Source organism: Psychrobacter nivimaris (genome assembly GCF_043419765.1).
GTDB lineage: Bacteria > Pseudomonadota > Gammaproteobacteria > Pseudomonadales > Moraxellaceae > Psychrobacter.
Genome location: NZ_JBHOFX010000002.1, coordinates 1 through 23495 on the forward strand (window position 1 = coordinate 1; position 23495 = coordinate 23495).

Sequence of the window (23495 nt, forward strand, 5' to 3'; positions counted from 1 at the left end):
GTAAAGCCAAACTCACCGCCGGTGAGTTTGAATATGTAGCGTGCGACGACGTCGAGCATGGTGGTTAGGACGATGATGATGAGACTGATCCCACCGATAAATTGGCATAGTCTAGAGATTAAGACGCTGAGCTTGACTAAAAATGTCATATAGCACCTGCCTTGTTCTTAGAGGCTGATGCAATCTCATTAGTATCATCATTTATAACAGGCCAAATAGCTTGTATGACTGCTAGAGATAAGTGTTTTTTCATCATGAAATCCCTTCTTGATGGTTAAGCGCTGTACTGATAATAGCGTGTCACGAGTTGTTTTAGGTTATGGCTGTCGCAATGTCGCGCCCGTTTTTGATTGCAATTCATCAAAGGTCAACCCATCAACCATTTCACGTACCACCAACCCTTGCTCAGTGATATCAATCACCGCTAAATCCGTATAAATTCGATTGACACACTTTTCGCCAGTAATAGGGAGATTGAGACTTTCAACGATTTTGGGTTCGCCATTTTTGCTAACGTGATCCATAATGACGTAAACTTTTTTGGCCCCAACCGCCAAATCCATCGCTCCGCCAACGGCTGGAATGTCTTTTGGACGACCCAAAAACCAGTTAGCAATATCGCCATTTTTAGCGACTTCAAATGCTCCAAGAACACATAGATCGATATGCCCACCGCGGATCATGGCAAAAGAGTCACCATGGTGAAAGTAACTACCACCTTTGAGTAGCGTGATATATTGTTTGCCAGCATTGATCAGGTCGCCATCTCTATCAGCTTCTTCAGGAGCGGGCCCCATGCCTAAAACACCATTTTCACTATGCAAAAAAATGTCTTTATCTTTTGGTAGAAAGTCAGCGACCTTGGTAGGCTGTCCGATGCCCAAGTTGACATACATGCCTTCTTCGATGTCTTGAGCAACACACTTGGCAATCTCATCAACTGAACGTGGAGTATAATTACTCATTATTTATCTCCTTCAATACAGACAACTTCATGCACAAAGATACCTGGTGTAATGATGTGTTCAGGATCCAACGCGCCCAATTCGACTACTTCACTCACTTGGGCGATAGTATGTTTCGATGCTGCCGCCATAATTGGACCAAAGTTACGAGCAGCTTTACGATAGGTTAGGTTGCCCCAACGATCGCCTTTAAAAGCTTTGATAAGGGCAAAATCTGCTTTAATTGGATATTCCAATACGTAGTTTACGCCATCGATAGTCCGTGTCTCCTTGCCTTCAGCCAGCAACGTACCATAAGCGGTCGGTGTATAAATCGCGCCAAGACCGCTACCGCCAGCTTGCATACGAGCAGCCAACGTGCCTTGTGGTACCACTTCGAGCTCAATCTTGCCTGAACGATAAAGATCATCAAAGATATACGAGTCATGCTGACGTGGAAACGAACAAATGATTTTGCGTACACAGCCTGACTTTAGTAATAGCGCCAATCCTGTCTCGCCATTGCCTGCATTATTACTCACGATTGTTAAATCTTTAGCATTACGCTCAATCAATGCGTCGATCAGCTCTGCTGGCTGACCTGCCAAGCCAAACCCACCTATCAAGATGGTTGCCCCATCATTGATATGGTTCATGGCATCGATGGCAGATTCTGTCACTTTATTTAACATGGAATCATCCTATATAAAAAGTTGAGTAGCTAGGTCTAAATAATTGAAACTCAACTATTTACTCTAATGCTTCAAATGGTAAGCCCACATAGTTTTCAGCAATCGTTGCTTTTCCAGCATCTGAATGAATAAAATAATCAAATTCAGCTTGCTGTACACGAAAATCGAAACGACCCGCACTCTGAAAACGATGTAATAACATAGTCATCCACCATGAGAAACGTACGGCTTTCCAAGCGCGTGCCAAGCAGATTTCTTGATAGCGAGGGATCAAGTCTGTACGTTCTTCCTCATATATTTTCACAAACAAACGAAACGCTGTTTCTACATCACTAGCTGCTAGGTTTAATCCTTTAGCGCCAGTTGGCGGAACAATATGTGCTGCATCTCCTAACAAGAATACTTTGCCATATTGCATCGTTTCACAAACATAAGAGCGTAGCGGTGCAATGCTCATCTCTATAGCAGGCCCAGTCACTAGTCGTTCAGCCATTTCTGGTGGAATACGGCGTTTTAACTCCGCCCAAAACTTTTCTTCATTCCAGTTTTCGATCTTGTCTGTATCAGGCACTTGGATGTAGTAGCGGCTTCTGGTTGGAGAACGCATCGAGCACAGTGCAAAGCCACGCTCATGAGCACAGTAGACCAGCTCTTCATTGACTGGTGGCGTGTCACTCATCAATCCTAACCAACCAAACGGATAGACTTTCTCATATTCTTCTAACTTATTAGACGGAATAGACTTACGCGAGACACCATGGAAACCATCACATCCAGCTATGTAGTCACAGTCTAGATGGAACGACTCACCGTTATGCTGATAAGTGACGTACGGTTTGTCTGATTCAATATCGTGTAGCTCAACGTTCTCTGCCTGATAGACAGTGACACCGCCTACTTTTTCACGCGCTTCCATCAAATCTCGAGTGACTTCTGTTTGACCGTATACCACGACATGTTTGCCGCCACTATATTTTTCTAGGTCTATATGATAGTGCTCACCTTGAAAACTAAAGTCAGTACCAGTGTGAACCAATCCTTCTTTATCCATTCGCTCACCAGCGCCCGACTCGCGAATCAGATTTACAGTGCCCTGCTCCAAAACGCCTGCACGGATACGTCCTAGGACATACTCTCCTGTTTGACGCTCTAAAATAATGTTGTCGATACCCGCTTTGGTCAGTAGTTGACCGAGCAATAAGCCTGATGGGCCAGCACCAATGATGGCCACCTGAGTTTTATAATTCATGAAATCCCTCTCATTACTTGATAAATTCCTATTTGCAATACATTTCTATCAACCACTTCTTTACGAAAGCCATTAGCTATCCGTAAAAGTATTCATTTAAAAATCAAAAAATACAGTCTCTTCATCACCTTGTAAGTAAATGTCAAATCGGTAGCGAGGTTTGCCATCGCCTTGTTCTTTTTTGGCTATCAATGTTTTTCGACGTTCTGCTGAAGGCACACTGTTCAATATTGGACACTGCTCATTGGCTTTCTGCTCATCATCGAAATAGGCTCTGGTTTGCAGGTGTAGATTGATACCACGTGCAAAAATAGCGATATTGACGTGTGGCGCCATGGGCTTACCATAAAAATCTACCTGTCCAGGTTTGACGGTATGGAAATGAAAATCCCCATCTAAAGCACAAGCACTGCGTCCAAATCCGCTAAACGGTTCTTTGTTATCAAAGTTATTAATATAATTACCGTGGCTGTCTGCTTGCCATATCTCGATCAATGCATCATGTACCGCTTCGCCATTACCGTCGTATACATGACCGACCAATTCTATGTGCTCACCTTCAGCACCCTCTTTGGCCAAATCTTGCCAAATCTCGTCAGATCGTGACTCAAAACCAGCAATTTCTAATGCCAAGCCGATATGTACAAAAGGACCTGACGTTTGGGAGGCTGTCTCACGCAACAGACCACTGTCGTCTTGTAATTTGTATTGGCTGTACATGATTTACTCCTCAAAATAGGTTTGTAATGCGCCGCGTACCACGATATCAAAACGATAGGCCAAACAGTCCATTGGCTTGCTTCTAGTCATATCCAAGCGTGCAATCATCGTTTCAACAGCCTCTGGATCTTTTAGCACTTGTACAATTGGGCACAGTGGAATAAGTGGATCCCCTTCAAAATACATTTGTGTAATCAGACGTGTAGAGATCGAAGGACCCATCACAGATACATGAATGTGCGCAGGTCGCCAAGTGTTGACCCCGTTCGGCCAAGGATAAGGCCCTGGACGCACTGTACGAAAACGATAGCGACCTTCAGCATCAGTGATACATCGCCCAACACCGCCAAAGTTAGGATCTAGTGGCGCCAGATAGCCATCTTTTTTGTGACGGTATTTACCACCAGCATTTGCTTGCCACATCTCAACCAACGTATTGGGCACAGGCTTACCGAACTGATCGATTACCTGACCATGCATGATGATACGTTCGCCAATAGGCAGACCTGCTTGCTCACCTTCTGCTCGAAAATTCATCAATAAGTCATTGTCATACTGACCGATTTCTAAACCATCAAATACAGGACCACTACGCTCTGAATCGCTCGCTCTTTGGAGACTGACCAACGCTTGACGCGGTGAACGTGCCACCGAGGTTTTGTAACCCGGCGTGTAGGGTTCTGGCTGCCAAGTGCGATCACGTGATAGAAAAGAGGGATACTTATGGCTCATTACATTGCTCTCCGTTTTTATAAAGCAAACTTTATCAATATCGGGTGCTAACTAGCTGCTGTGCTGACTCATTGCTGCCTTAACTGATGGGATTACCCCATCCATTATCTTTGGCTAAAGAAAACGCATGATTGGCCGCTGGTACGCCAGCATAAATCGATACATGCATCAGCACCTGACGTAACTGATCTTCATGAATACCTAGACGATGCGCGGTACGTAAATGCAAGCCCAGCTCACCATCACGTCCAAGGGCAGCCAATATGGCAGTGGTAATCATGCTTCGTTGTTGCACAGTTAGGCTAGGATCTCCCCATAACTCTCCCCAAGCATTGCGTGTGATAAATTGCTGAAAAGGTCCATCTAACGTTGTGGCATTTTTGGAGGCTTTGGTAACATGGTCTTCACCAAGGATTCGCTTACGTTGTGTAAGACCTTGCTCATAACCAATACCCGTCTGTCCAATAGAATCACGCATAGGGTTGTTTTGTATGTATTTGGCTAACTGTTTAGGCATTTCAACCGCTGGCACGTGTGCTAACCCGTCAAATACGGTTAGCTCAGCATCAGCAAAAGCTTCTTGCAGTGCGGCGAGTGTCGCAGGCGGTGTAGAGACATCTTCTGCACCTGCTAGCAAGGCAACCTTGCCCGTATAACTTGATAAGTGTTCACGATTATCAACGTGTGCAATGGCCTCACAAAGCTTGGCATAGCTCTCATCATCGTTGCGCGATAACTGTACTTGCCAGCCAAGCAGTGCATCAGGGTTTTGTTTAATATATGCAGGTGCAAACCAGCGCGGGACAATCCCTTCAGCCATTTGAGCCAAGCCCAAACTGCGAACGTTGGTAGCGCGTTCAGCCCACGCCTCAGCTGTCCCAATCACAGCACCTGTATTGGTGAGCCAAACCTGCTCTAAAGATTCTGGCGAAATTTGGCATAGGCTTTGTCCGATCATGCCGCCAATAGAAGTACCAATGAAACTAAAGCTTTCAATATCTAAAGCGCTTGCTAAGCTGAGTACATCGTAAGCCAACTGCTCTATCGTCAAATCTGCACAGGCAGCGCCACTGCTGCCATGGCCCGGCAAGTCCCAACGTATGCAGCGATAATGACCATGCAGCTCATCACATACTTTGTCCCATACGTTACGGCTCATGCCTAATGGATGCGCCATAAACAATGCTGGCAAGTAGGTTTCACCACTATCTTGGTAAGCAATGAGGTGTGTGTCTGTTGTCAAAAATACCATTATTGTTCTCCTGCTCTTGAAACCACTAAAGCAATACCTTGTCCAACACCAATACACATCGTACAAAGTGCACGATCTTTTTTGGTACGTTGTAACTCATGAATGGCTGAAATCAAAATCCGTGCACCAGAAGCGCCAAGTGGATGACCTAAAGCAATGGAGCCACCTTTAGGGTTCAGTCTTGGATCTCGATCTTCTAATCCTAGTTCCCTAGAACATGCCAGTGCTTGGGCAGAAAAGGCTTCGTTAAGCTCGATGATATCAATATCGTCTAAACTAAGATTAAGACGCTTTAATATTTTTTGAGTGGCTGGTACCGGACCAATACCCATAATAGTTGGTGGCACACCAGCGGTTGCCATTCCTTCGATTTTTGCCATGGGTGTTAGACCATATTTTTTTACGGCCGCTTCACTAGCGATTAACATCGCAGCAGCACCATCATTGATTCCAGAGGCATTACCAGCAGTAATCGTCCCTCCTTCGTAGATAGGACGCAACTTTTCTAGAGTAGTCATATTGGTATTCGGACGTGGATGCTCGTCTTTATCGACGATTAACGCTTCTTTCTTGCGTCTCTCAATCGTGATAGGAGTGATTTCAGCCGCTAAACGTCCATCATTTTGTGCTTGAGCCGCCTTTTGTTGTGACCATACTGCAAAAGAATCTTGGTCTTCACGAGAGATATTATATTTTTCCACTAAATTTTCTGCGGTACGCGGCATCGCCTCTGTACCATATATAGTGTCCAGTTTCTTATTAATAAAACGCCAACCCATGGTCGTGTCTTGCAGCGTTTGACGACGATCATAAGCACCTTCAGGTTTACCCATCACAAATGGGGCGCGGGTCATTGATTCAACACCGCCAGCGAGTGCCAGTTCCATCTCACCACTGACTATCGCCCGAAAGGCCGTTCCTACTGCGTCTAGGCCTGAGCCACATAGTCGATTAATGGTTGTTGCCGGTACCTTTTCTGATAACCCTGATAACAAACCACTCATACGCGCAACGTTACGATTGTCTTCACCGCTTTGATTGGCACACCCCATAAAACTGTCTTCTATCGCACTATGATCAAAGTCAGGTGCATCATCAAGCACTGACTTTATTACTTGTGCTAATAGATCATCAGGACGAATATCAGCCAATGCACCGCCATACCGACCTACTGCTGATCTTTTTGGATGACAAATATAGACTGCTGTCATATCTTGCTCCTAGATATTTAGAGATACGCTGTTTTGTTCTTAATTAGAATTATTGTTCGTATAGTGAATTAAAATATACGTTTTATTGGCTTTTGTCAACAAGATTTGCTTTTTTTCCAAAATAAAAAACCCACGCTAATTCGTGGGTTTTCATTGCTAAAAATTATACTAATCTATGTAAGCAAACTGACAAAACATCAGGAAGAACAAGTAGTTTATCTTATCCAGTTAGGATCAATCCGATTCATCAACCGATAGTATGCTGGCCATTCAGGTAGCCTAACTTGGGCACCAGCTTGCGCCTCACCGCCCTCGAACTGCTCTCTGGTTTTAATCATTGCTTCATCACTGGCTTGAAGTAATTTACCACCAGAAGCCATTGCTTTTAGCTGAACCTCACAGCCTTGTATAATTTGGTACATTCGCATGAATGCCCATGACACATCAGGGCCAGTGGTAATAACACCGTGGTTGTTAAGCATGAGCGTGTGATTGTCAGTACCAATTGACTCAACAAGTCGCTCTTGTTCTGTTGCATCCAATACAATGCCTTCAAAAGGATGATAACCAATACGGTCATGGAACATATACGCTTCCTGGAATAAAGGTATAAAACCACACTCCAAAGCACTAACTGCCTGTAAATCTGTATTGTGAGTGTGCATCACACAATGAATATCAGGGCGACCTTTATGGATGGCAGTATGAATGACGTTGCCCGCTTTATTGATCGGAAACGGTGAGTCATCAAGTTTATTACCATCAAAATCTATTTTTACCAGATTTGAGGGGGTGATTTCGCTATATAAAAGCCCGAATGCATTAATCAGCAAATGATCTGTACCCGGAATTCGATATGAGATATGGTTATAAACTTGTGTGGTCCAGCCATAGTAGTCAACCATTCTATAGCATAATGCCAGCTCAATTCTCGCCTGCCACTCATGATCACTATAGCCAGGCGGCGTTACTATTGATTCAAAAATATCTTTCATTAAGCCATCCTTTTCTATTCTGGTTTTTCGCCCATGACGACTGCCCGATACATCTCTCTTCTGTAACCATCATAGTCATTAAACGCCTGATGCAAGCAGATTCGGTTATCCCACATGATAACCGTATTGTTATACCACTTAAGTCTGCAAACAAAAGACTCTTGGGTCACAAAACCTGCTAAGAAATCCAGTAGAGGACGTGACTCTTCTTCTGTCATACCTTCGATACCGCAGGCATAGGTTTTGTCTACATACAGTGATTTTTCGCCCGATACAGGATGTGTTCTAACCAGCGGATGATAAGATCCTTCAATCATTTTTTGTGTATCGACATCAAGCTCTAAACTGCCTAATTCACCAGATTTTCTTTGCTGTGATTGTTTTTCAGCTTGCATAGAGCTCACAACGTGTTTAGCACTCATCCACACTTTAAGAGGGGCTATCATCTTTTTCATTGCTGGACTTAAGCTATTGTATGCGAGTACAGAGTTTGCAAATAAGGTATCACCGCCATATGGAGGCATATCTTTACCATAGTTGATCGCGATTGCAGGCGGGCAGTCTAAAAAAGCGGAATCTGTGTGCCAGCCACTGCCAAACACCATTTTTGTTTCAACATTTGCTTCTTTGATGACCGGCTGGATGTTCTTATGCCCCTCTACACCTTTGGTATAAGCATCTGTTCCAAAATCACCAAATCTGAGCGTTATATTTTCATGATCCGTAAAAGAGATATCTTGCTCCCTAAAGAAGATAAGCTTATGCCTATACAAGGCCGCTTCGATCTCAGCAAAAGCGTCGTCGCTCACATTACTGAGATCTACGCCTTGTATTTCTGCTCCCATAGCTGCCGCTAAAGGAATAGCGGTAATATGCTTATAGTCTTTTGCGCCATTGTCAAACAGTCCGGTTGGATGTGTAATACTCTTCATAATTTTAATCCTTTAAAATTTTTTGTTGATTTTTATCAACTGTCGAATAGGAGACCAAAAAATACTTTTTTAGAGATAATCCCTTGTCAATCTTGAAAGTCACGCTTAGGCTCACCGCTTACAGCTAGTAAAAGGCTACATATTGGACAATCATTATGATTATCTACAATAATTTTGACTGTATACATGAGAACTACCTGACATTGTTTAAGCTTTACAGCCTGCACTGACCGTTTTTACCTTTTCGTAGATACCATCAGCATCTAAACCTAATGTTTTAACATCTCTCAGATATTTCTGAGTGCCTTGCAACAAAGGCCCTTTCCAATCAGGATTATTGAGCGGATCAGGAATGTCAACCATGATATGTCCAGCAGCACGCGCTTCTGCCATATATTTAGCATCTTCTCTATCTGTTACTTCGCCTACCAAATCAGACATCACTCTTCCTGAGTTGTCATCTAGGACTTTTTTAAGGTTATCAGGTAAATTCTCATATTTATTTTTGTTCATGGTCACGAGCAATGCTGAATTATAAAAAGGTATGTTGGTGTGCGCTTTAGTTAACTCGACCAGTCTAAAGTCACCCGTTGGCTGCCAAGGAAAGCTAAGACCATCAATCACGCCACGCTGTAATGAGGTGTAGATATCATTAGCTGGAAGACCCACTGGTGTGCCGCCAGTGGCTTCAATGATATCGCCTGCAATGGCTGATGGTCGACGAATACGCAAGCCCTTCATATCAGAAGGAACACGGATGGGTTCACCAACCGTATGAATTGCAGCCGGTCCTGCGCCCATGAGAAATAACAAATGCGTATCTTCATATTCACTGGCGATAGTGCCATCGTCATAAAGTGTTTGTAGAATGCAGCCCATTTGGGTGGCAGAGTTTGAAAGGCCGGGAAGCTCAGCAATCTGTGTGAGTGGAAAACGACCAGCACTGTAGCCGTGTGCCTGAGAGCCAATATCAATGACGCCTTTAGCAGCAGAATCATACATCACGTCTGGCTTGCTCAGCGTTGCTGATGGATAAATCTCAACCTTCAACTGACCATTAGATTCCGTCTCAATTTTTTTTGCCCATGGCTCAAAGACTTCAACATGCATCGCAGAGGTTGCAGGCCAAAAGTGTGAGAATCTTAAAACGGTGGTTTCAGTTTCAGAGCTTTGCTCATTTGATTGACTAGAACACCCTACCATGCCTAATGCCAAGGCTATCAGTACGGACATGCTCTTCATTTTGACATTGTCTTTGATTTTCATTTGCATACTTTCCTTGTATATAAACAATACATGAGTCAGCTTGAAGGCGGTCAATGCCAACTGCTCTACCATCCTTGGCGCTGCAGTAATATATTATGAACCTATTAAAGGCAACCTGTCCTTTTAAAGTAAAAAGGCAGATGGCAGCAAATAATTATCTCAATTTTCTTGATAAATATGATATTATTTGTTCTTTATTAGAATTAATGTTCATATTATGAACTTGACTATACTGTCCTTTTACCATGCTGTCAATAATTTATCTTTTAGAAAATACAATTGTTTTGAGTGAGGAAACAGTCATTTTAATCCTAACTCTTGGCTGCTTAGGTTTACTAAAAGACAAAAAAAAAGGTTGCCAATGCAATTTTATATAAAGCATTGGCAACCTTTTCATAATGCCCATTCAATCGTGATTTCTATCTACTCACAATGTCGTATAAACTCAGACAGGTGGCAATATTTAGCTCGGCTGACTAGATATAATACGTTTGGATTTTTTCAGCGCAATCACGCAATATGGGCAAAAACTCTTTAATAAGCGTCTCTTTTGACACGCGCATGGCATTGGTACTGATATTGATAGCACCGATGAGTTCATCATTTGATTTATAAACAGGCAGTGCAAGGGATCGTAGCCCCGTATCAAGCTCTTGATCGACAACCACGTATTGCTCGTCATGAGCGGCACTTAACATGTTTTTGAATTGTTCACGATCAATGATACTAAAGGGTGTATACGCGTTTAGCTCGATTTTGTCGACATAATCTTCACGCTCATCTTCGGGCAGGTTAGCCAAGATAGCACGGCCCATAGAGGTGTAAGCGACAGGAAGCCGAGTACCGATAGAGAGCGAAATAGATAGCAGGCGATGCTTTGCAGCAGACCGTGCAATATAAACCACTTCATCATCATCTAGTACGGCAAAGGAACAAGATTCACCCGTTTTTTCGGTCACACGTTCGAGATAGAACTGCACGATGTCGTGATGATGCGCACTACTTAGATAGCTCGAGCCAATACTGAGCGTTTTGGGAGAGAGTTTGAATTGGCGCTTATCCTTATGAACATAGCCTAACGCATGCAGCGTCAGCAGATAGCGCCGCGCTTTTGCTCTGTCCATATTGGTACATTCGGCAACTTCACTCAGCGTCATCGTCGAATGGTTGTCATCAAACGCTCGCAGAACACTTAGTCCACCTGCGAGAGACGTCACGAAATCTGGACTATCAAAGGGTATTTTCTTATCTTGTTTCATAGATATATTATTCATACTTATCAAAGTTAGGGATTCTAAATGAAAATCAATCGATTAATCAATCAGCCTTTTGTACATTCTGATGTTGCCAATTCGTTTTCTGATCGGGCTTTCGTTCAAGCCATGTTAGATTTTGAGTTAACCGTGCTAGAAGTTCGAGAAAAAAATCAGCTTATCCCAAAAAATATCTTTCAACAATCCTGGCAAGCGTTAGCCTTAGAATTGTTTGATATTGACGCCATTGGAAAACAAACATATTTGGGCGGTAACGCTGCTATTCCTTTTGTGACACAAGCAAAGTCTTTACTTCCAGCCAATATAAAACCGTTCTTTCATCAAACACTGACCAGTCAGGACGTGATTGATACCGCGCTGATGATGATGCTCAAACCGTCATTTAGACACATCCATCAAGATTTGATTGAAGTATTAAAAGCTTGTGAGGTACTGATTCAAACACATCGTGCAACGCCCATGGCAGGCCGAACGCTAATGCAACAGGCGCTACCTATCACCTTTGGTACCAAAGTATCCCAATGGGCAGCTTCATTGATAACCATCATATCTAAGGTAGCACAATTAGAGCAGTCAGGGTTTTACTTACAGTGGGGCGGTCCTGTTGGTGTAAGTAATGAAGAAAACGAACATCATAATCTGCCGCAACAGGTAGCAGAGTCACTGGGTTTATCCGCTCCTCTACTCCCTTGGCACACCAATAGACAACCTATTTATGCCATTGCTTCTACATTAGATGCCTGTGCTGGGGCCCTAGAAAATATCGTCGAAGACATTGCTTTGATGTCTCAATCTGAGCTGGGTGAAGTTGCTGAACCGTCTATTGAGGGAATGGGCGGCTCCTCATCGATGCCGCACAAGCGCAACCCTGTACTATGCGCTTTGATTAAAACCGCCACGTTGCGGATGCATGGACATATGAGTGTGATTAGCAATAGCACAGCCCAGCCTTTTGAGCGCGCATTAGGACAGTGGCATGCTAGCTGGGTTCCTTTGACTGAGGGCACAGCTTTGATGGCAGGTGCTGTATCGTATTTGAAGACACTATTGCAAGGACTGCAAGTCTACCCTGAGCGTATGGTGGCCAACCTTGATTTAAATAGCGATGCTTATTTAATCAAAGGCCTAGAAAAACATTTTGAGGCAGACAAAGACAGAATCTACCCGTTGATTAATCAAGCAAGCCAACAAGCCCACAGTCAGCATCGAGGATTTACAACTACCTTTTTGGCTTTGCTATCAGAGCAATCTATAGGTTTGAGCAATCATGATGAGCTTAAAACAGTTTTATCGCCTTTGACCTACTGCGGTGCAGCGCAAAGACAATGTCAAACCATATTACAAGCTATTGAAGATATCACTTCAGGAATTGGGTTCTACAAGCAATAAAGCAGATTGACAGAAAAGTAAAAACAAGGTATTTTTAATTCACTATACGAACAAGAGTTCTTATTTAGAACAAAACATCGAAAAAGGATTTTATGATGCGAAAGATACTGCCCCTCAGTTTGACGCTAGCCGCTATGATTGGATTGACTGGCTGCTCGCAGTCGAACGAAGCCGCAACGGCGAGTACTGAAGAAGTCACCACGTTACGTTTTTCACATTTTTGGCCAGCAACGGCAGCCACTCATTCGGAAATCTTTGAGCCTTGGGCCAAAAAAGTCGAAGAGGAATCTGAAGGCCGTATTAAAGTTGAAATATATCCTTCAGCAACTCTTAGCAAACCTGATGCTACTTACGATGCAACTGCCAAAGGCACCGTCGATATAGGCTCTCAGCTACAAGGCTATACCAATGGCCGCTTTCCGTTGACCCAAGTAGCAGAGTTACCAGGCCTTTCTAACTCAGCGATTCAGATGAACTGTATGCTACAGACTCTATATGATGATGGGGTGATATCGAGTGAATACGAAGACACTCATTTGTTATTTATGATGGGTACTGGTCCTGGCGGGATGCATACTATTGATAAAGCCATCCGCACACCAGATGACCTAAAAGGGTTGCGTATGCGTCGCCCATCAGCGATTGCTGGAGATATTATTGAATCTGCAGGCGGTACACCAGTAGGTCTACCTGCCACTGATATCTATACGTCTCTTCAACGTGGTGTTTTGGATGGCTTGAGCTTACCGTGGGATGCGACAGGCTCTTTTAGACTGATTGAGCTGACCAATACTCATACTAATATTCCTTTTTATAGCTCTGCCATCATGGTCACCATGAATAAAGATAAATACGAGAGCCTTCCTGACGATCTCAAAAAGGTTATTGATGATAACTCTGGCAAAGCCATGGCTGCGATGGCAGGCAAAGTCTTTGATGCAGAGGACGCAAAATTCATGGCAGAAGCCAAAGCAAAAGGCGACACTATGATAGACATTCCTGATCCATTAAATGACCCACAATGGAAAGGCCCATTAGAAGCGGGTACTAAAAAATACCTAAACGATGTCGCAGCATTAGGTCTAGACCCTCAAGCTGTCTATGAAAAAGCCAAAGAAGCTAGTGCGGCTTGTAAGGTTTAGTGACCTGTAGTTATTTTTTTGTGTTTAGCATCCCATATCTAGCGCCAGATGTTTAACGCTTTGTATGAGTAATCTAACTAGAGTCACCCTATTAGGGTCTCTGAATATTATTCAAAATAGTTAAATACAAGGTACTCTCATCTTAATCGGCATACAAAAGGAATGATCATGACATATCAGTTACCTGACTCTTATATGGCAGCAGTAATTCGCCAGCAAGCAGGACAGTTCCAAATTGAGCAAGTTAAACCCACTTCTATCAGAGACGATGAGGTGCTGGTACGTGTAGTGGCAACAGGCATGTGTCATACTGATATGGTCGCACGTGATCAAGTTTTTCCAGTTCCGCATCCAATAGTTCTAGGTCATGAAGGTTCTGGCGTCATTGAATATGTCGGTGACGCAGTCACAAATATCGAGCCAGGCGATCATGTGGTCATGACCTTTTTAAATTGCAATAAATGCACAGCTTGCTACGAAGGTCATCCTGCTTATTGTGAAAACTTCAATCAGTATAACTTTTCTGGTCAAAGGAATGATGGATCGCACGCCTTGATCGCAGACGATGATACTGAGCTAAATGATCGTTTTTTTGGACAGTCATCATTTGGTGAGTATGCCGTGGCAAATGCTCGTAATGTCATTAAAGTGCGTAAAGATGCACCACTGGAACTACTTGGTCCGTTAGGCTGCGGCATACAAACTGGTGCTGGTACTGTGATGAACGCGCTCAAAGTGACTCCTGGTTCTAGCTTTGTGGCCTGGGGCGGCGGTGCTGTAGGTCTATCAGCCATTATGGCAGCCGCGGCCATAGGCGCAACAACCATCATTTCAATCGATATTGTCCCCTCACGCTTGGAGTTGGCACTTAAATTGGGAGCAACCCATATCATTAATAGTCAAGAAGAAGACACCATCGATCGTATTCAAGAAATTACAGGTGGCGGCGCACAGTTTGCAATGGATTCTACTGGTATTGGTAAACTTGTATCAGACATGATGGTGTCTTTATGTCCACGAGGTATTGGTGCAATTGTTGGAGCATCTAAGCCAGGCACCACAGCGGCACTAGATTTGACAGATATAATGCAAAACTGTAAAAAACTTATTGGTGTGGTTGAAGGTGACAGTGTTCCCAGTATTTTAATACCAGTTCTAGTAGATCTCTATATGGCGGGCAAATTTCCATTTGATCAGTTAGTAACATTTTATGAGCTCAAAGACATTAATCAGGCAGCAGAAGATAGTGAGAAAGGCATCACTCTTAAGCCTATCGTTAGAATGCAGTCAGATGATATTTTTACTACAAGTTGATGAAACAGATTAGATAGTCTTTTTTTATGATTTAAACGCTTTTACTCCATAACAATGTTGTTCATTCCAGAACACTTGAATTAAACTTGGGATAGATGAGCCAATAACTAGTTCTTAGTGAGCTGGTTCAGTTATTCATGTTGGTGAAGTATATTTATTTTATATAGGACAAGGTACGGTAAAACGTGCTATTTAGGCTTGGAAAGCTATAGCTGCACCTAACACGGTCTATTCATCATCGGCTTGCTCAGACAGTTGATTAAAAACCTACCCCTACACTAAATATTTGTATTTTTTATCTGTTTCTCAGCGACAGCAATGTACGAGCCAGAACATAACTGCTTAGGTGATGATGACCTCACTATCGAGGGACTGAAAATCTGATTATAATGAACGTATAAACTTATCTTTAGATATTAAAAATACAAAAGAAAGGTTGTCAACGCTATACCAAATATAGCTTTGGTAACCTTTTTTAATTTGGTTTTTTACTTAGGTGATATTGTTAATATTGGGGTTTGAACCCACGCCGCCTTCTGCGCCAATAACCAGTACTGACAAAGTATTTGTATTTGCATCAGCACTATTGTCACTTGCAGCGCCCTCAACGTTTTCAGAAACAGGTACCTGCAAGTGGTTAAACAGCATCTCCCAAGCAGTGATAATAGCGAGTAGTAATGCAGCCGCCTCAACAAATGATAAAGAAGCTAGCGTGTGCCCAACGATACGCTCATCGACCAACTGGTACTCAGCATTGCTGCGAAATTAGTTCGAACACAGAGCCGCTATCTGTTGCTAAGACAAATTCTTTCAGGTAACGATAGCAGTACTTTTATCGTAGCCAATATATCGATATTACATGAGCTATTTGAGAGACTGAAATATTCAAAGCCCTTAAAGATAGGCTGCATATGACATATAGACCTCTCAGACCTTTAATATTTTTAGGTGAGGTTGTCAATATTGGGGTTTGTTCGCAAGCTATGATGGCCTTTGTTATCAAAGTTCTGATTTGATATGATGTTGGGCATTAAATTGCTTATGTGTTAACCGCTCGCCTGCATCCATGGTTAAAGGCTCAACTTCCTTTAAAGAGTGCAAACAACGTTTGGTAAGATCTATATATTGCTGAGTACCATGAGCTTTCCAAGCCAACTCCTTTTCTTCAAGTTCTCTTATCACTTTTGTAGGGCTGCCTAATGCCATGACATTTGGCGGAATGATCATCTTCGCTTTAACGGTACTATTAGCACCAATAATGCTATTTTCACCTACTTCTGCTAAATCTAAAATGACACTATTCATTCCGATGAGTGCATTCTTTCTCACAATACAGCCATGTAGAATGGCTGCATGTCCAATATGACCATACTCTTCAACCACTACTACATGGTTGGGAAAGCCATGTATAATGCAATTATCTTGTATATTGGCGTTTTTTTTGACACGAATACCACCGAAATCAGCACGTAATGACGCAAGTGGACCAACATACACACCTGCTTCAATTACAACATCGCCAATGATCACGGCAGTTGGATGAACATAAGCATCTGGGCTAATAACCGGTATTACACCGTCAATGGCATAGCAAGGCATAGTCGTTTCCTTATCAAGAAATGTCAAAAAAAGTTTAAAGTCATCATTCGCTTAAGTTCCTTCAGCAAACTTTAACCCACCAAAGCGTTTATAAAACTGTGGCCGTGCTGGCGGCATGGTTCCCTCAGCAGTGCGGGCAATGTTAAGAAAAAACTCTTCTGACGAACTAATAATCATTTGGTACACATTACTGGTCAAATTACGCGCGGTCAGTGCCAGCCAGTCCGATGGCAATAGTTCTAGAGGTAAATTCGGATCTTTTAATAAGATACGTCGGTACTGGTGAATCAGTAGAATACGAATTTGAAACGCTTGTAGTTGATTAAACTCACCATCTTCGATGAGGCTCAAAACATTACGAAAGTCGTTAATAAATTTATCATAGCGTTGATGCAGCTGCTCGATGGGCCAGTTAACCTCAATCATACGCTTGAGTGTTGGGTATGACTCTTGCCACAATTGCAAGGCTTCGGCACGAAACACTACAACTTCTTCGGTCATATTGAGATTAAATAGTAAGTTTTGCAGCTGCAGTTCATCACAGCTCGGATAGGCCATGAGATTGGTGGTAATATTGGCAAACCCTAACCACTCCAATTCTTTTTTGAGGAGGGTTTTGTTTCCAAGATCAACCGAGCTTAATAACACCAAGTCCCATTTTTGATCCCACTCACCCTGATTTAAACCATAAATTTTTTCATGAGCGGCAGCAAAGCGTTCACGGCTGACTTCGGTAATGCGGTAGTAACTGGTACGCCCGATTTTTTCGGAGCTTAACCAATCATTTTGCACTAAGCGAAACACCGCAGTACGCACGGAGCGTTCGTTAAAACCGAACACATCCATAAGTTGAATTAGACTGGCTAAACTAATAACCCCTCCTCGTTGAAAGATACAATCACCAAAGATTGACATAATTAACGAGGTGCCACTTAATACGTCTTCACAGGTAAGCTCATCAATACATTGTTTTAATTTAGCATTCATATCATTTATTCATCGTCTAAAAGGCACGCGATAATACCCAAGGGACTATCGTGTGGGGTTAATTACATTAGGCAGGTACAGCAGTATTACGTAGGTCAATAACACGTTGAGCTTTACCTTCAGAACGAGGTAACATACCTTGTGGTGAGACTTCTACATGAACGCTGATACCCACCATGGTTTTTATTTTTTGTTTAAGTGTATTGGCCAACTGCATCACTTCGATACCACTGGCATCACTACGTGACTCAACATGGATACATAGGGTGTCTAAGTGACCGTGCTTGAGGATATGGATCTGATAGTTTGGCAGTAATTTTGGTACTTGTAAAATCTGTTCTTCGATCTGCGAGGGAAATACATTAACGCCACGAATGATCAGCATATCATCACTACGGCCAACAATCTTTTCCATACGACGCATCGTTCGTACAGAGCCTGGTAATAAGCGGGTCAAATCTCGGGTACGGTAGCGAATGATAGGCATACCCTCCTTAGTAATAGTGGTAAACACTAATTCGCCCAGCTCGCCGTCTGGTAGTACTTCCCCGGTCTCAGGATTGATGATTTCTGGGTAAAAATGGTCTTCCCAAATGGTTGCGCCGTCTTTAGATTCTAAGCATTCCATGGCGACACCTGGGCCCATGACTTCTGACAAGCCGTATATATCTAGCGCATCAATACCTAAACGCGTTTCGATTTCTTGGCGCATGGCGTTAGTCCACGGTTCAGCCCCAAAAATACCGGTTTTGACAGAACAGTCTTTGGCTGTACCAAATTTTTTCTCTAGTGCTTCAATAATGTTCAAGCAATAAGAAGGGGTAACCATTAATGCGGTTGGTTTAAAGTCATGGATTAGCTGGGCTTGGCGATCAGTTTGGCCACCTGACATTGGGATAACCGTTGCACCTAATCGTTCAACACCATAGTGCGCTCCCAAACCACCAGTGAATAGGCCATAACCGTATGATACTTGGATGGTATCTTTGCTAGTGAGGCCAGCCGCACGCAGTGAGCGTGCTACAACATCCGACCAAGTCACGATATCTTGCTTGGTATAACCGACAACGGTAGGTTGGCCAGTAGTACCTGATGATGCATGAACACGGACGATCTGTTCACGTGGGACGCTAAACATACCGAACGGGTAATTGTCGCGCAAATCTGATTTGGTTGTGAATGGGAATTTGGCTAAATCTTCTAATGATTGACAGTCTTCGGGGTGGACACCGACTTGGTCAAATTTCTTCTTATAAACAGGGTTGTTTTCGTATGCGTGTTTGAGTGTTTCTTTCAAACGTTTCAACTGTACGCTACGCAATTCGTCTACTGATGCGGTTTCGATGTGTTCCATAACGTTATGATTCATGTAAAACTCCTTTTCGTAGTCATCCTGACTACATTTCCAATTAAAAAGCTCTGTTAAAGCCGTGGTCAGACGTTTTCTATCACCATTGCCACACCTTGACCCACACCCACACACATGGTGCATAACGCATACTTACCGTTACGACGTTTTAATTCTTTCATTGCGGTGATGACCAAACGTGTACCACTCATTCCTAGAGGATGACCTAGCGCAATGGCTCCACCATTTGGATTGATACGTACGTCATTATCGGTAAGACCCAGTTCGCGAATTACGGCAAGGGATTGCGCGGCGAATGCTTCGTTGAGCTCGATAACATCCATCTGGCTTAATGTTAGTCCGGTTTGCTCAAGCACTTTTAGTACTGCAGGCACAGGGCCAATACCCATATAGCGTGGCTCGACACCAGCACTCGCCATACCAACAATACGCGCTTGCGGCGTTAGATTGTGTGCTTGACCAAAGCGTTCGCTACCCATTAGCACACAAGCAGCACCGTCATTGATGCCTGATGCGTTACCCGCAGTCACTGAACCGCCCTCCTTGCGAAATGGGGTTTTGAGACTCGCAAGGGCTTCTAAGCTAGCATCTGCACGTGGGTGTTCGTCTTGGTCAACAATCATGCTGCCTTTTTTCGTTTTGACTTCAACTGGTAATATCTCTTCGTTAAAGAGACCCGCCTGTTGGGCAGCCGCAGTTTTTTGTTGGCTGCGTAGCGCGAATAGATCTTGGTCTTCGCGGCTGATCTGATATTTTTCAGCCACGTTTTCGGCAGTTTCTGGCATGCTATCAACACCATACGCTGCTTTCATTAGTGGGTTAATAAAACGCCAACCGATGGAGGTGTCAAAAATTTCTGGTGCGCGGTGAAAGGCACTGGTCGGTTTTGATTGGACATAAGGTGCGCGGCTCATGCTCTCGACACCACCAGCCAATACAAACTCGGCCTCACCCGTTTTTACCAAACGTGAGGCGATGCCAATCGAGTCCATACCAGAGGCACAGAGACGGTTAACGGTGATAGCAGGCACCTTATCAGGCAAGCCTGCAAGTAAAGTTGCCATACGCGCTACATTACGGTTGTCTTCGCCAGCTTGGTTAGCACAGCCAATGACTACCTCATCGACCTTATCCCATGGCAAGTTTGGGTTTTGAGCTTTTAGGTGTTGAATAGGCAACGCTGCCAAATCGTCTGTACGAACACTACTTAAGCCACCGGCATAGCGCCCGATTGGGGTGCGAATAGCGTCATAAATATATACTTGTTGCATCATAATTTCCCCTTACAATAAATTAATAAGCTTAAGCGCTCGCCGTGTGACAGGTGATGGCTTTTTTTACCAAATACAGGCTGGCACGATAACGTTCTTCACCATAAATACGTTGTAAGTTATTGAGCGTGTTAAGCACGGTATCGTAGCCGAGCATTTGTGCCCATTCAAACGGGCCTTGGGGGTAATTCACGCCGTACTTCATGGCCGCGTCGATGTCTGCTTCAGAGGCGATGTTATGTAACACTGCTTCACAGCCTTCATTAATGAGCATAGCAATGGTACGTAAAACATATAAACCAGGATGGTCGGCAGACCAAATAACATGCACGTCAAAGCTAGCAAAGGTTTGTCTCACCAGCTCACGTTCATCATCATTACAGGCCATCGAGGCAGCCAATACAATAGCGCGGGCTTGTGACCAGTCCGCATGCCAGTCCATCAGCATGACTTTAGTATCACCATGATCAATCACCACGGATTCACCCAGTGATAAACGGATGCTGATATCACCAATTTCGATACTGTTCTGGTCTGCATCTTCAAGAGTCACCGTGAGGCTATCAGCAGCTTGTAAGCGTTCAACCAAACCTTTGGCATAAAGCCAATCACCACGTACAATAATGGTAGGCAGCGCGGCAGCGTTTGCTTCAACGGTGGGCAATGTATAGGCAGAGGTTTCTGGAGTTTGGCTATAGTCATAGAATCCTTGGCCAGATTTACGGCCGAAGCACCCTGCATCGACCAATTCTTTCTGTACCAACGATGGGCGGTAACGTGGCTCATAGAAGAAAGCTTGGTAGACGCTTTGGGTCACCGAGAAATTGACATCTTGACCAATTAAGTCTGTCAACTCGCATGGCCCCATAGCAAAACGACCTGATTCACGCATGATAAAGTCAAGCTGCGCAGGCGTGGTCGCGTTTTCTTGCAGTGCGCGAAAACCTTCGGCGTAGTATGGACGCGCCACACGGTTGACGATAAAGCCTGGGGTGGACTTGGCGATTACCGGTACCTTTTTCCAAGCACTCATCAAGTTAAACAAGCCATCTGTAATCTCAGTCGCTGTTTGTAAACCGCGAACAATCTCAACAAGTTTCATCACTGGGGCTGGATTAAAGAAGTGTAAGCCTACTACACGCTCAGGGTTTGGTACTGCTGATGCAATCGCTGTAATCGATATTGATGACGTGTTTGATGCAAAAATCGTATCGTTAGCACAAACATCAGCCAATTGGACAAAGATCTGCTGTTTAATGTCTTGACGCTCAACAATCGCCTCAACGATCAACTGCACCGCTGCCATCTCATTAATATCTGTAATAATAGATAAATTCTCTAGGGTGCTATCAAGTAGCACTTGAGACATTTTGCCTTTTTGGACACGTTTGGCAAGTTGGCTTTCCAGACTCGCTAAGGCGGCTTGACTTTTGGCAACATCTACATCAAAGAGATAGGTCGTGTGACCGTGCATGGCGGCCAACTGGGCAATGCCAATCCCCATTGTGCCTGCCCCAATAACGGCAATGGTTGCGTTTGATAAATCCCTCGTTTCCATGATTAACGTCCTTGGTAAATTGGGGTGCGTTTTTGCATAAAAGCTTGGACACCTTCTTTATAGTCGGCTGAGCGGCCAGCAAGTCGCTGCAAGTCCCGCTCTAAGATTAGCTGATCTTCTAGGCTGTTGTCCGCGGATACATTGATGGCTTTTTTAATGAGGCTTAGGCCATAGGTCGGTTGGCTGGCCAAATGTTCGGCCAATTTACTGGCTTCGCTGCGTAGCGCGTCATCTTCGACCACTTGCCAAATCATGCCCCATGCCATCGCTTGTTCAGCAGATAGCTTATCGCCTAACAGGGCTAAGCCCATCGCGCGGGCGCGTCCGACAACGCGTGGTAAGAACCATGTACCGCCTGAATCGGGTACAAGTCCAAGACGACAAAACGCTTGGATAAATGAGGCTGATTTGGCCGCCAATACCAAGTCACACGCCAAAGCGATGTTCGCGCCGGCACCGGCAGCCACGCCATTCACCGCACAGATCACAGGCTTTGGCATGTCAGTGATCAGCTTAATAAGTGGATTGTAGTAAGTCTCGATAGATAGGCCCAAATCTGGCGCATCAGCATTCGGGGCAACTGCGCGATCGCCTAAATCTTGACCTGCACAAAAACCGCGACCTTCAGCAGAGAGCACTACAGCGCGAATAGTACTGTCTTTTGACCATGCTTTTAGCACGCTGACCACTTCTTTGTGCATGGTTTCATTAAAGCTATTAAGCTGTTTTGGACGGTTTAAGGTAAGATAGCCGACGGCATTTTTTTCTTCGACGAGAATCGTTTGATAGTCCATTACATACCTCTAAAAATTGGTTGACGTTTTTCTAAAAATGCACGGATACCTTCTTGGCGATCTTGGGTGGCGGCAAGCCAAACAAATAGCTGACGTTCTTGCTTAAGGCCTTGGCTCAAGTTCACTTCGTGGATGGTTTTAATTGACTGTTTGATGGCGCGAATGGCCAAAGGGGCTTGTTTAGCGATTTTGGCCGCCAGATCAAGGGTATATTGCACGGTCAAATCGGTTGGGCAGATTTGGGTGGTAATTCCATGTTGTTGCGCGCTCAACGCACTAATCCTCTCACCTGTCATCGCCCAACGCATGGCAAGCTGTTGACCCACTAGGCGGGCGAGACGCTGTGTCCCCCCAGCCCCTGGTAGCATGCCCAAGCCAACTTCAGGCAGCGAAAATTGGGCGTTTTCACCCGTGACCACGATATCACCATGCAATACCAGCTCAAAACCGGCACCGAGTGCATAGCCATTGACTGCGATTAATAGCGGCTTGCTAAATTCCTCGATTCGCTTCCACAAGGTTGGGCGAATATCAGTTTGTAAGCTAACGGTATCGAGTTGAATAAGTTCGTTAAGATCTGCACCCGCAGCGAAGCATTGGGTGTTGCCAGTAATGACGACCGCTTTTATATCGGTATCAGCGTCATAGGCTTGAAGCCGTTCGACAATTTCTTGCAAAGTGGCGTTATTGAGGGCGTTGCGTTTTTCTGGGCGATTTAGCTCAATCAGTGCAACCCCTTCTTTTGGACTGGAGGTTCTAATGTAATTCATCCCTGAATCCTAATAAAAACAATGTAATAAGGAGT

At 44.0% G+C, this 23495-nt stretch carries 21 protein-coding genes and 1 pseudogene; 3 read left to right on the forward strand and 19 right to left on the reverse strand.

Annotated elements, in window-relative coordinates; all coding sequences use genetic code 11:
* Positions 1-317 precede the first annotated feature (317 nt).
* From ACHEVO_RS03400 to ACHEVO_RS03450, 11 genes are all read right to left on the reverse strand, one after another.
* Positions 318-965, reverse strand: coding sequence for a 3-oxoacid CoA-transferase subunit B (locus ACHEVO_RS03400; protein ID WP_114701978.1), 648 nt, complete (start codon positions 963-965; stop codon positions 318-320).
* On the reverse strand, positions 965-1636 hold the full coding sequence (locus ACHEVO_RS03405) for a 3-oxoacid CoA-transferase subunit A (protein ID WP_191115247.1): 672 nt from the start codon (positions 1634-1636) through the stop codon (positions 965-967). The genes ACHEVO_RS03400 and ACHEVO_RS03405 overlap by 1 nt, the downstream gene beginning before the upstream one ends.
* Positions 1637-1694: 58 nt before the next feature.
* On the reverse strand, positions 1695-2885 hold the full coding sequence (pobA, locus tag ACHEVO_RS03410) for a 4-hydroxybenzoate 3-monooxygenase (protein WP_191115246.1): 1191 nt from the start codon (positions 2883-2885) through the stop codon (positions 1695-1697).
* A 96-nt stretch (positions 2886-2981) separates the two neighbouring features.
* A complete protein-coding gene (gene pcaG, locus ACHEVO_RS03415; RefSeq protein WP_394123923.1) occupies positions 2982-3605 on the reverse strand; it encodes a protocatechuate 3,4-dioxygenase subunit alpha in 624 nt (207 codons plus the stop codon).
* A 3-nt stretch (positions 3606-3608) separates the two neighbouring features.
* On the reverse strand, positions 3609-4337 hold the full coding sequence (pcaH, locus tag ACHEVO_RS03420; protein ID WP_298810616.1) for a protocatechuate 3,4-dioxygenase subunit beta: 729 nt from the start codon (positions 4335-4337) through the stop codon (positions 3609-3611).
* A gap of 79 nt (positions 4338-4416) precedes the next feature.
* Positions 4417-5589, reverse strand: coding sequence for a bifunctional 3-oxoadipate enol-lactonase/4-carboxymuconolactone decarboxylase PcaDC (gene pcaDC / locus ACHEVO_RS03425; RefSeq protein ID WP_394123924.1), 1173 nt, complete (start codon positions 5587-5589; stop codon positions 4417-4419).
* The gene (gene pcaF, locus ACHEVO_RS03430; protein ID WP_394123925.1) at positions 5589-6800 is read right to left on the reverse strand and encodes a 3-oxoadipyl-CoA thiolase; all 1212 of its coding nucleotides are present in this window, start codon (positions 6798-6800) and stop codon (positions 5589-5591) included. The genes pcaDC and pcaF (ACHEVO_RS03430) overlap by 1 nt, the downstream gene beginning before the upstream one ends.
* A 215-nt stretch (positions 6801-7015) precedes the next feature.
* Positions 7016-7795, reverse strand: coding sequence for a class II aldolase/adducin family protein (locus tag ACHEVO_RS03435; protein ID WP_298810624.1), 780 nt, complete (start codon positions 7793-7795; stop codon positions 7016-7018).
* 14 nt (positions 7796-7809) lie between these two features.
* Positions 7810-8727 carry a TauD/TfdA dioxygenase family protein gene (locus ACHEVO_RS03440; RefSeq protein ID WP_394123926.1) on the reverse strand — a complete coding sequence of 306 codons (918 nt, stop codon included), beginning with the start codon at positions 8725-8727 and terminating at the stop codon, positions 7810-7812.
* Positions 8728-8934: 207 nt separating this feature from the next.
* Entirely contained in the window at positions 8935-9999 is a 1065-nt protein-coding gene (locus ACHEVO_RS03445) for a TRAP transporter substrate-binding protein (RefSeq protein ID WP_394123927.1), read from the reverse strand.
* Between the two features lie 470 nt (positions 10000-10469).
* The gene (locus ACHEVO_RS03450; protein WP_227677028.1) at positions 10470-11267 is read right to left on the reverse strand and encodes an IclR family transcriptional regulator domain-containing protein; all 798 of its coding nucleotides are present in this window, start codon (positions 11265-11267) and stop codon (positions 10470-10472) included.
* A gap of 24 nt (positions 11268-11291) precedes the next feature.
* Here ACHEVO_RS03450 and ACHEVO_RS03455 point away from each other — a divergent pair, with 24 nt between their 5' ends.
* The 3 genes from ACHEVO_RS03455 (at position 11292) to ACHEVO_RS03465 (ending at position 15112) form a co-directional block, all read left to right on the forward strand.
* Complete coding sequence (locus ACHEVO_RS03455; RefSeq protein WP_394123928.1) at positions 11292-12656, forward strand: lyase family protein; 1365 nt, start codon at positions 11292-11294, stop codon at positions 12654-12656.
* Between the two features lie 95 nt (positions 12657-12751).
* The gene (gene dctP, locus ACHEVO_RS03460) at positions 12752-13798 is read left to right on the forward strand and encodes a TRAP transporter substrate-binding protein (protein ID WP_394124378.1); all 1047 of its coding nucleotides are present in this window, start codon (positions 12752-12754) and stop codon (positions 13796-13798) included.
* Between the two features lie 168 nt (positions 13799-13966).
* Positions 13967-15112, forward strand: a complete 1146-nt coding sequence (locus tag ACHEVO_RS03465) for an NAD(P)-dependent alcohol dehydrogenase (protein ID WP_372886181.1) — start codon at positions 13967-13969, stop codon at positions 15110-15112.
* Positions 15113-15631: 519 nt separating this feature from the next.
* Here ACHEVO_RS03465 and ACHEVO_RS03470 read toward each other — a convergent pair.
* From ACHEVO_RS03470 to ACHEVO_RS03505, 8 genes and pseudogenes are all read right to left on the reverse strand, one after another.
* A pseudogene (locus ACHEVO_RS03470) lies at positions 15632-15871 on the reverse strand (hypothetical protein); the annotation flags it as partial.
* A 240-nt stretch (positions 15872-16111) separates the two neighbouring features.
* Complete coding sequence (locus tag ACHEVO_RS03475; protein ID WP_394123929.1) at positions 16112-16711, reverse strand: gamma carbonic anhydrase family protein; 600 nt, start codon at positions 16709-16711, stop codon at positions 16112-16114.
* 51 nt (positions 16712-16762) lie between these two features.
* On the reverse strand, positions 16763-17698 hold the full coding sequence (locus ACHEVO_RS03480) for a PaaX family transcriptional regulator (RefSeq protein WP_201569021.1): 936 nt from the start codon (positions 17696-17698) through the stop codon (positions 16763-16765).
* A 67-nt stretch (positions 17699-17765) separates the two neighbouring features.
* Positions 17766-19067, reverse strand: a complete 1302-nt coding sequence (gene paaK / locus ACHEVO_RS03485) for a phenylacetate--CoA ligase PaaK (RefSeq protein WP_394123930.1) — start codon at positions 19065-19067, stop codon at positions 17766-17768.
* Between the two features lie 65 nt (positions 19068-19132).
* Positions 19133-20338, reverse strand: coding sequence for a 3-oxoadipyl-CoA thiolase (pcaF, locus tag ACHEVO_RS03490; protein ID WP_394124379.1), 1206 nt, complete (start codon positions 20336-20338; stop codon positions 19133-19135).
* Positions 20339-20369: 31 nt separating this feature from the next.
* A complete protein-coding gene (locus ACHEVO_RS03495) occupies positions 20370-21896 on the reverse strand; it encodes a 3-hydroxyacyl-CoA dehydrogenase (RefSeq protein WP_394123931.1) in 1527 nt (508 codons plus the stop codon).
* Between the two features lie 2 nt (positions 21897-21898).
* Entirely contained in the window at positions 21899-22690 is a 792-nt protein-coding gene (gene paaG / locus ACHEVO_RS03500) for a 2-(1,2-epoxy-1,2-dihydrophenyl)acetyl-CoA isomerase PaaG (RefSeq protein ID WP_197176949.1), read from the reverse strand.
* The gene (locus ACHEVO_RS03505) at positions 22690-23460 is read right to left on the reverse strand and encodes an enoyl-CoA hydratase-related protein (protein ID WP_394123932.1); all 771 of its coding nucleotides are present in this window, start codon (positions 23458-23460) and stop codon (positions 22690-22692) included. Before ACHEVO_RS03505 ends, paaG begins: the two co-directional genes overlap by 1 nt.
* Positions 23461-23495: the final 35 nt, after the last annotated feature.

Bases quoted from the DNA above. Each gene is read 5' to 3' on its own strand.
- ACHEVO_RS03400 (WP_114701978.1), bottom strand. From the start codon at position 965: ATGAGTAATTATACTCCACGTTCAGTTGATGAGATTGCCAAGTGTGTT.
- ACHEVO_RS03405 (WP_191115247.1), bottom strand. From the start codon at position 1,636: ATGTTAAATAAAGTGACAGAATCTGCCATCGATGCCATGAACCATATC.
- pobA (WP_191115246.1), bottom strand. From the start codon at position 2,885: ATGAATTATAAAACTCAGGTGGCCATCATTGGTGCTGGCCCATCAGGC.
- pcaG (WP_394123923.1), bottom strand. From the start codon at position 3,605: ATGTACAGCCAATACAAATTACAAGACGACAGTGGTCTGTTGCGTGAG.
- pcaH (WP_298810616.1), bottom strand. From the start codon at position 4,337: ATGAGCCATAAGTATCCCTCTTTTCTATCACGTGATCGCACTTGGCAG.
- pcaDC (WP_394123924.1), bottom strand. From the start codon at position 5,589: ATGGTATTTTTGACAACAGACACACACCTCATTGCTTACCAAGATAGT.
- pcaF (WP_394123925.1), bottom strand. From the start codon at position 6,800: ATGACAGCAGTCTATATTTGTCATCCAAAAAGATCAGCAGTAGGTCGG.
- ACHEVO_RS03435 (WP_298810624.1), bottom strand. From the start codon at position 7,795: ATGAAAGATATTTTTGAATCAATAGTAACGCCGCCTGGCTATAGTGAT.
- ACHEVO_RS03440 (WP_394123926.1), bottom strand. From the start codon at position 8,727: ATGAAGAGTATTACACATCCAACCGGACTGTTTGACAATGGCGCAAAA.
- ACHEVO_RS03445 (WP_394123927.1), bottom strand. From the start codon at position 9,999: ATGCAAATGAAAATCAAAGACAATGTCAAAATGAAGAGCATGTCCGTA.
- ACHEVO_RS03450 (WP_227677028.1), bottom strand. From the start codon at position 11,267: ATGAATAATATATCTATGAAACAAGATAAGAAAATACCCTTTGATAGT.
- ACHEVO_RS03455 (WP_394123928.1), top strand. From the start codon at position 11,292: ATGAAAATCAATCGATTAATCAATCAGCCTTTTGTACATTCTGATGTT.
- dctP (WP_394124378.1), top strand. From the start codon at position 12,752: ATGCGAAAGATACTGCCCCTCAGTTTGACGCTAGCCGCTATGATTGGA.
- ACHEVO_RS03465 (WP_372886181.1), top strand. From the start codon at position 13,967: ATGACATATCAGTTACCTGACTCTTATATGGCAGCAGTAATTCGCCAG.
- ACHEVO_RS03475 (WP_394123929.1), bottom strand. From the start codon at position 16,711: ATGCCTTGCTATGCCATTGACGGTGTAATACCGGTTATTAGCCCAGAT.
- ACHEVO_RS03480 (WP_201569021.1), bottom strand. From the start codon at position 17,698: ATGAATGCTAAATTAAAACAATGTATTGATGAGCTTACCTGTGAAGAC.
- paaK (WP_394123930.1), bottom strand. From the start codon at position 19,067: ATGAATCATAACGTTATGGAACACATCGAAACCGCATCAGTAGACGAA.
- pcaF (WP_394124379.1), bottom strand. From the start codon at position 20,338: ATGCAACAAGTATATATTTATGACGCTATTCGCACCCCAATCGGGCGC.
- ACHEVO_RS03495 (WP_394123931.1), bottom strand. From the start codon at position 21,896: ATGGAAACGAGGGATTTATCAAACGCAACCATTGCCGTTATTGGGGCA.
- paaG (WP_197176949.1), bottom strand. From the start codon at position 22,690: ATGGACTATCAAACGATTCTCGTCGAAGAAAAAAATGCCGTCGGCTAT.
- ACHEVO_RS03505 (WP_394123932.1), bottom strand. From the start codon at position 23,460: ATGAATTACATTAGAACCTCCAGTCCAAAAGAAGGGGTTGCACTGATT.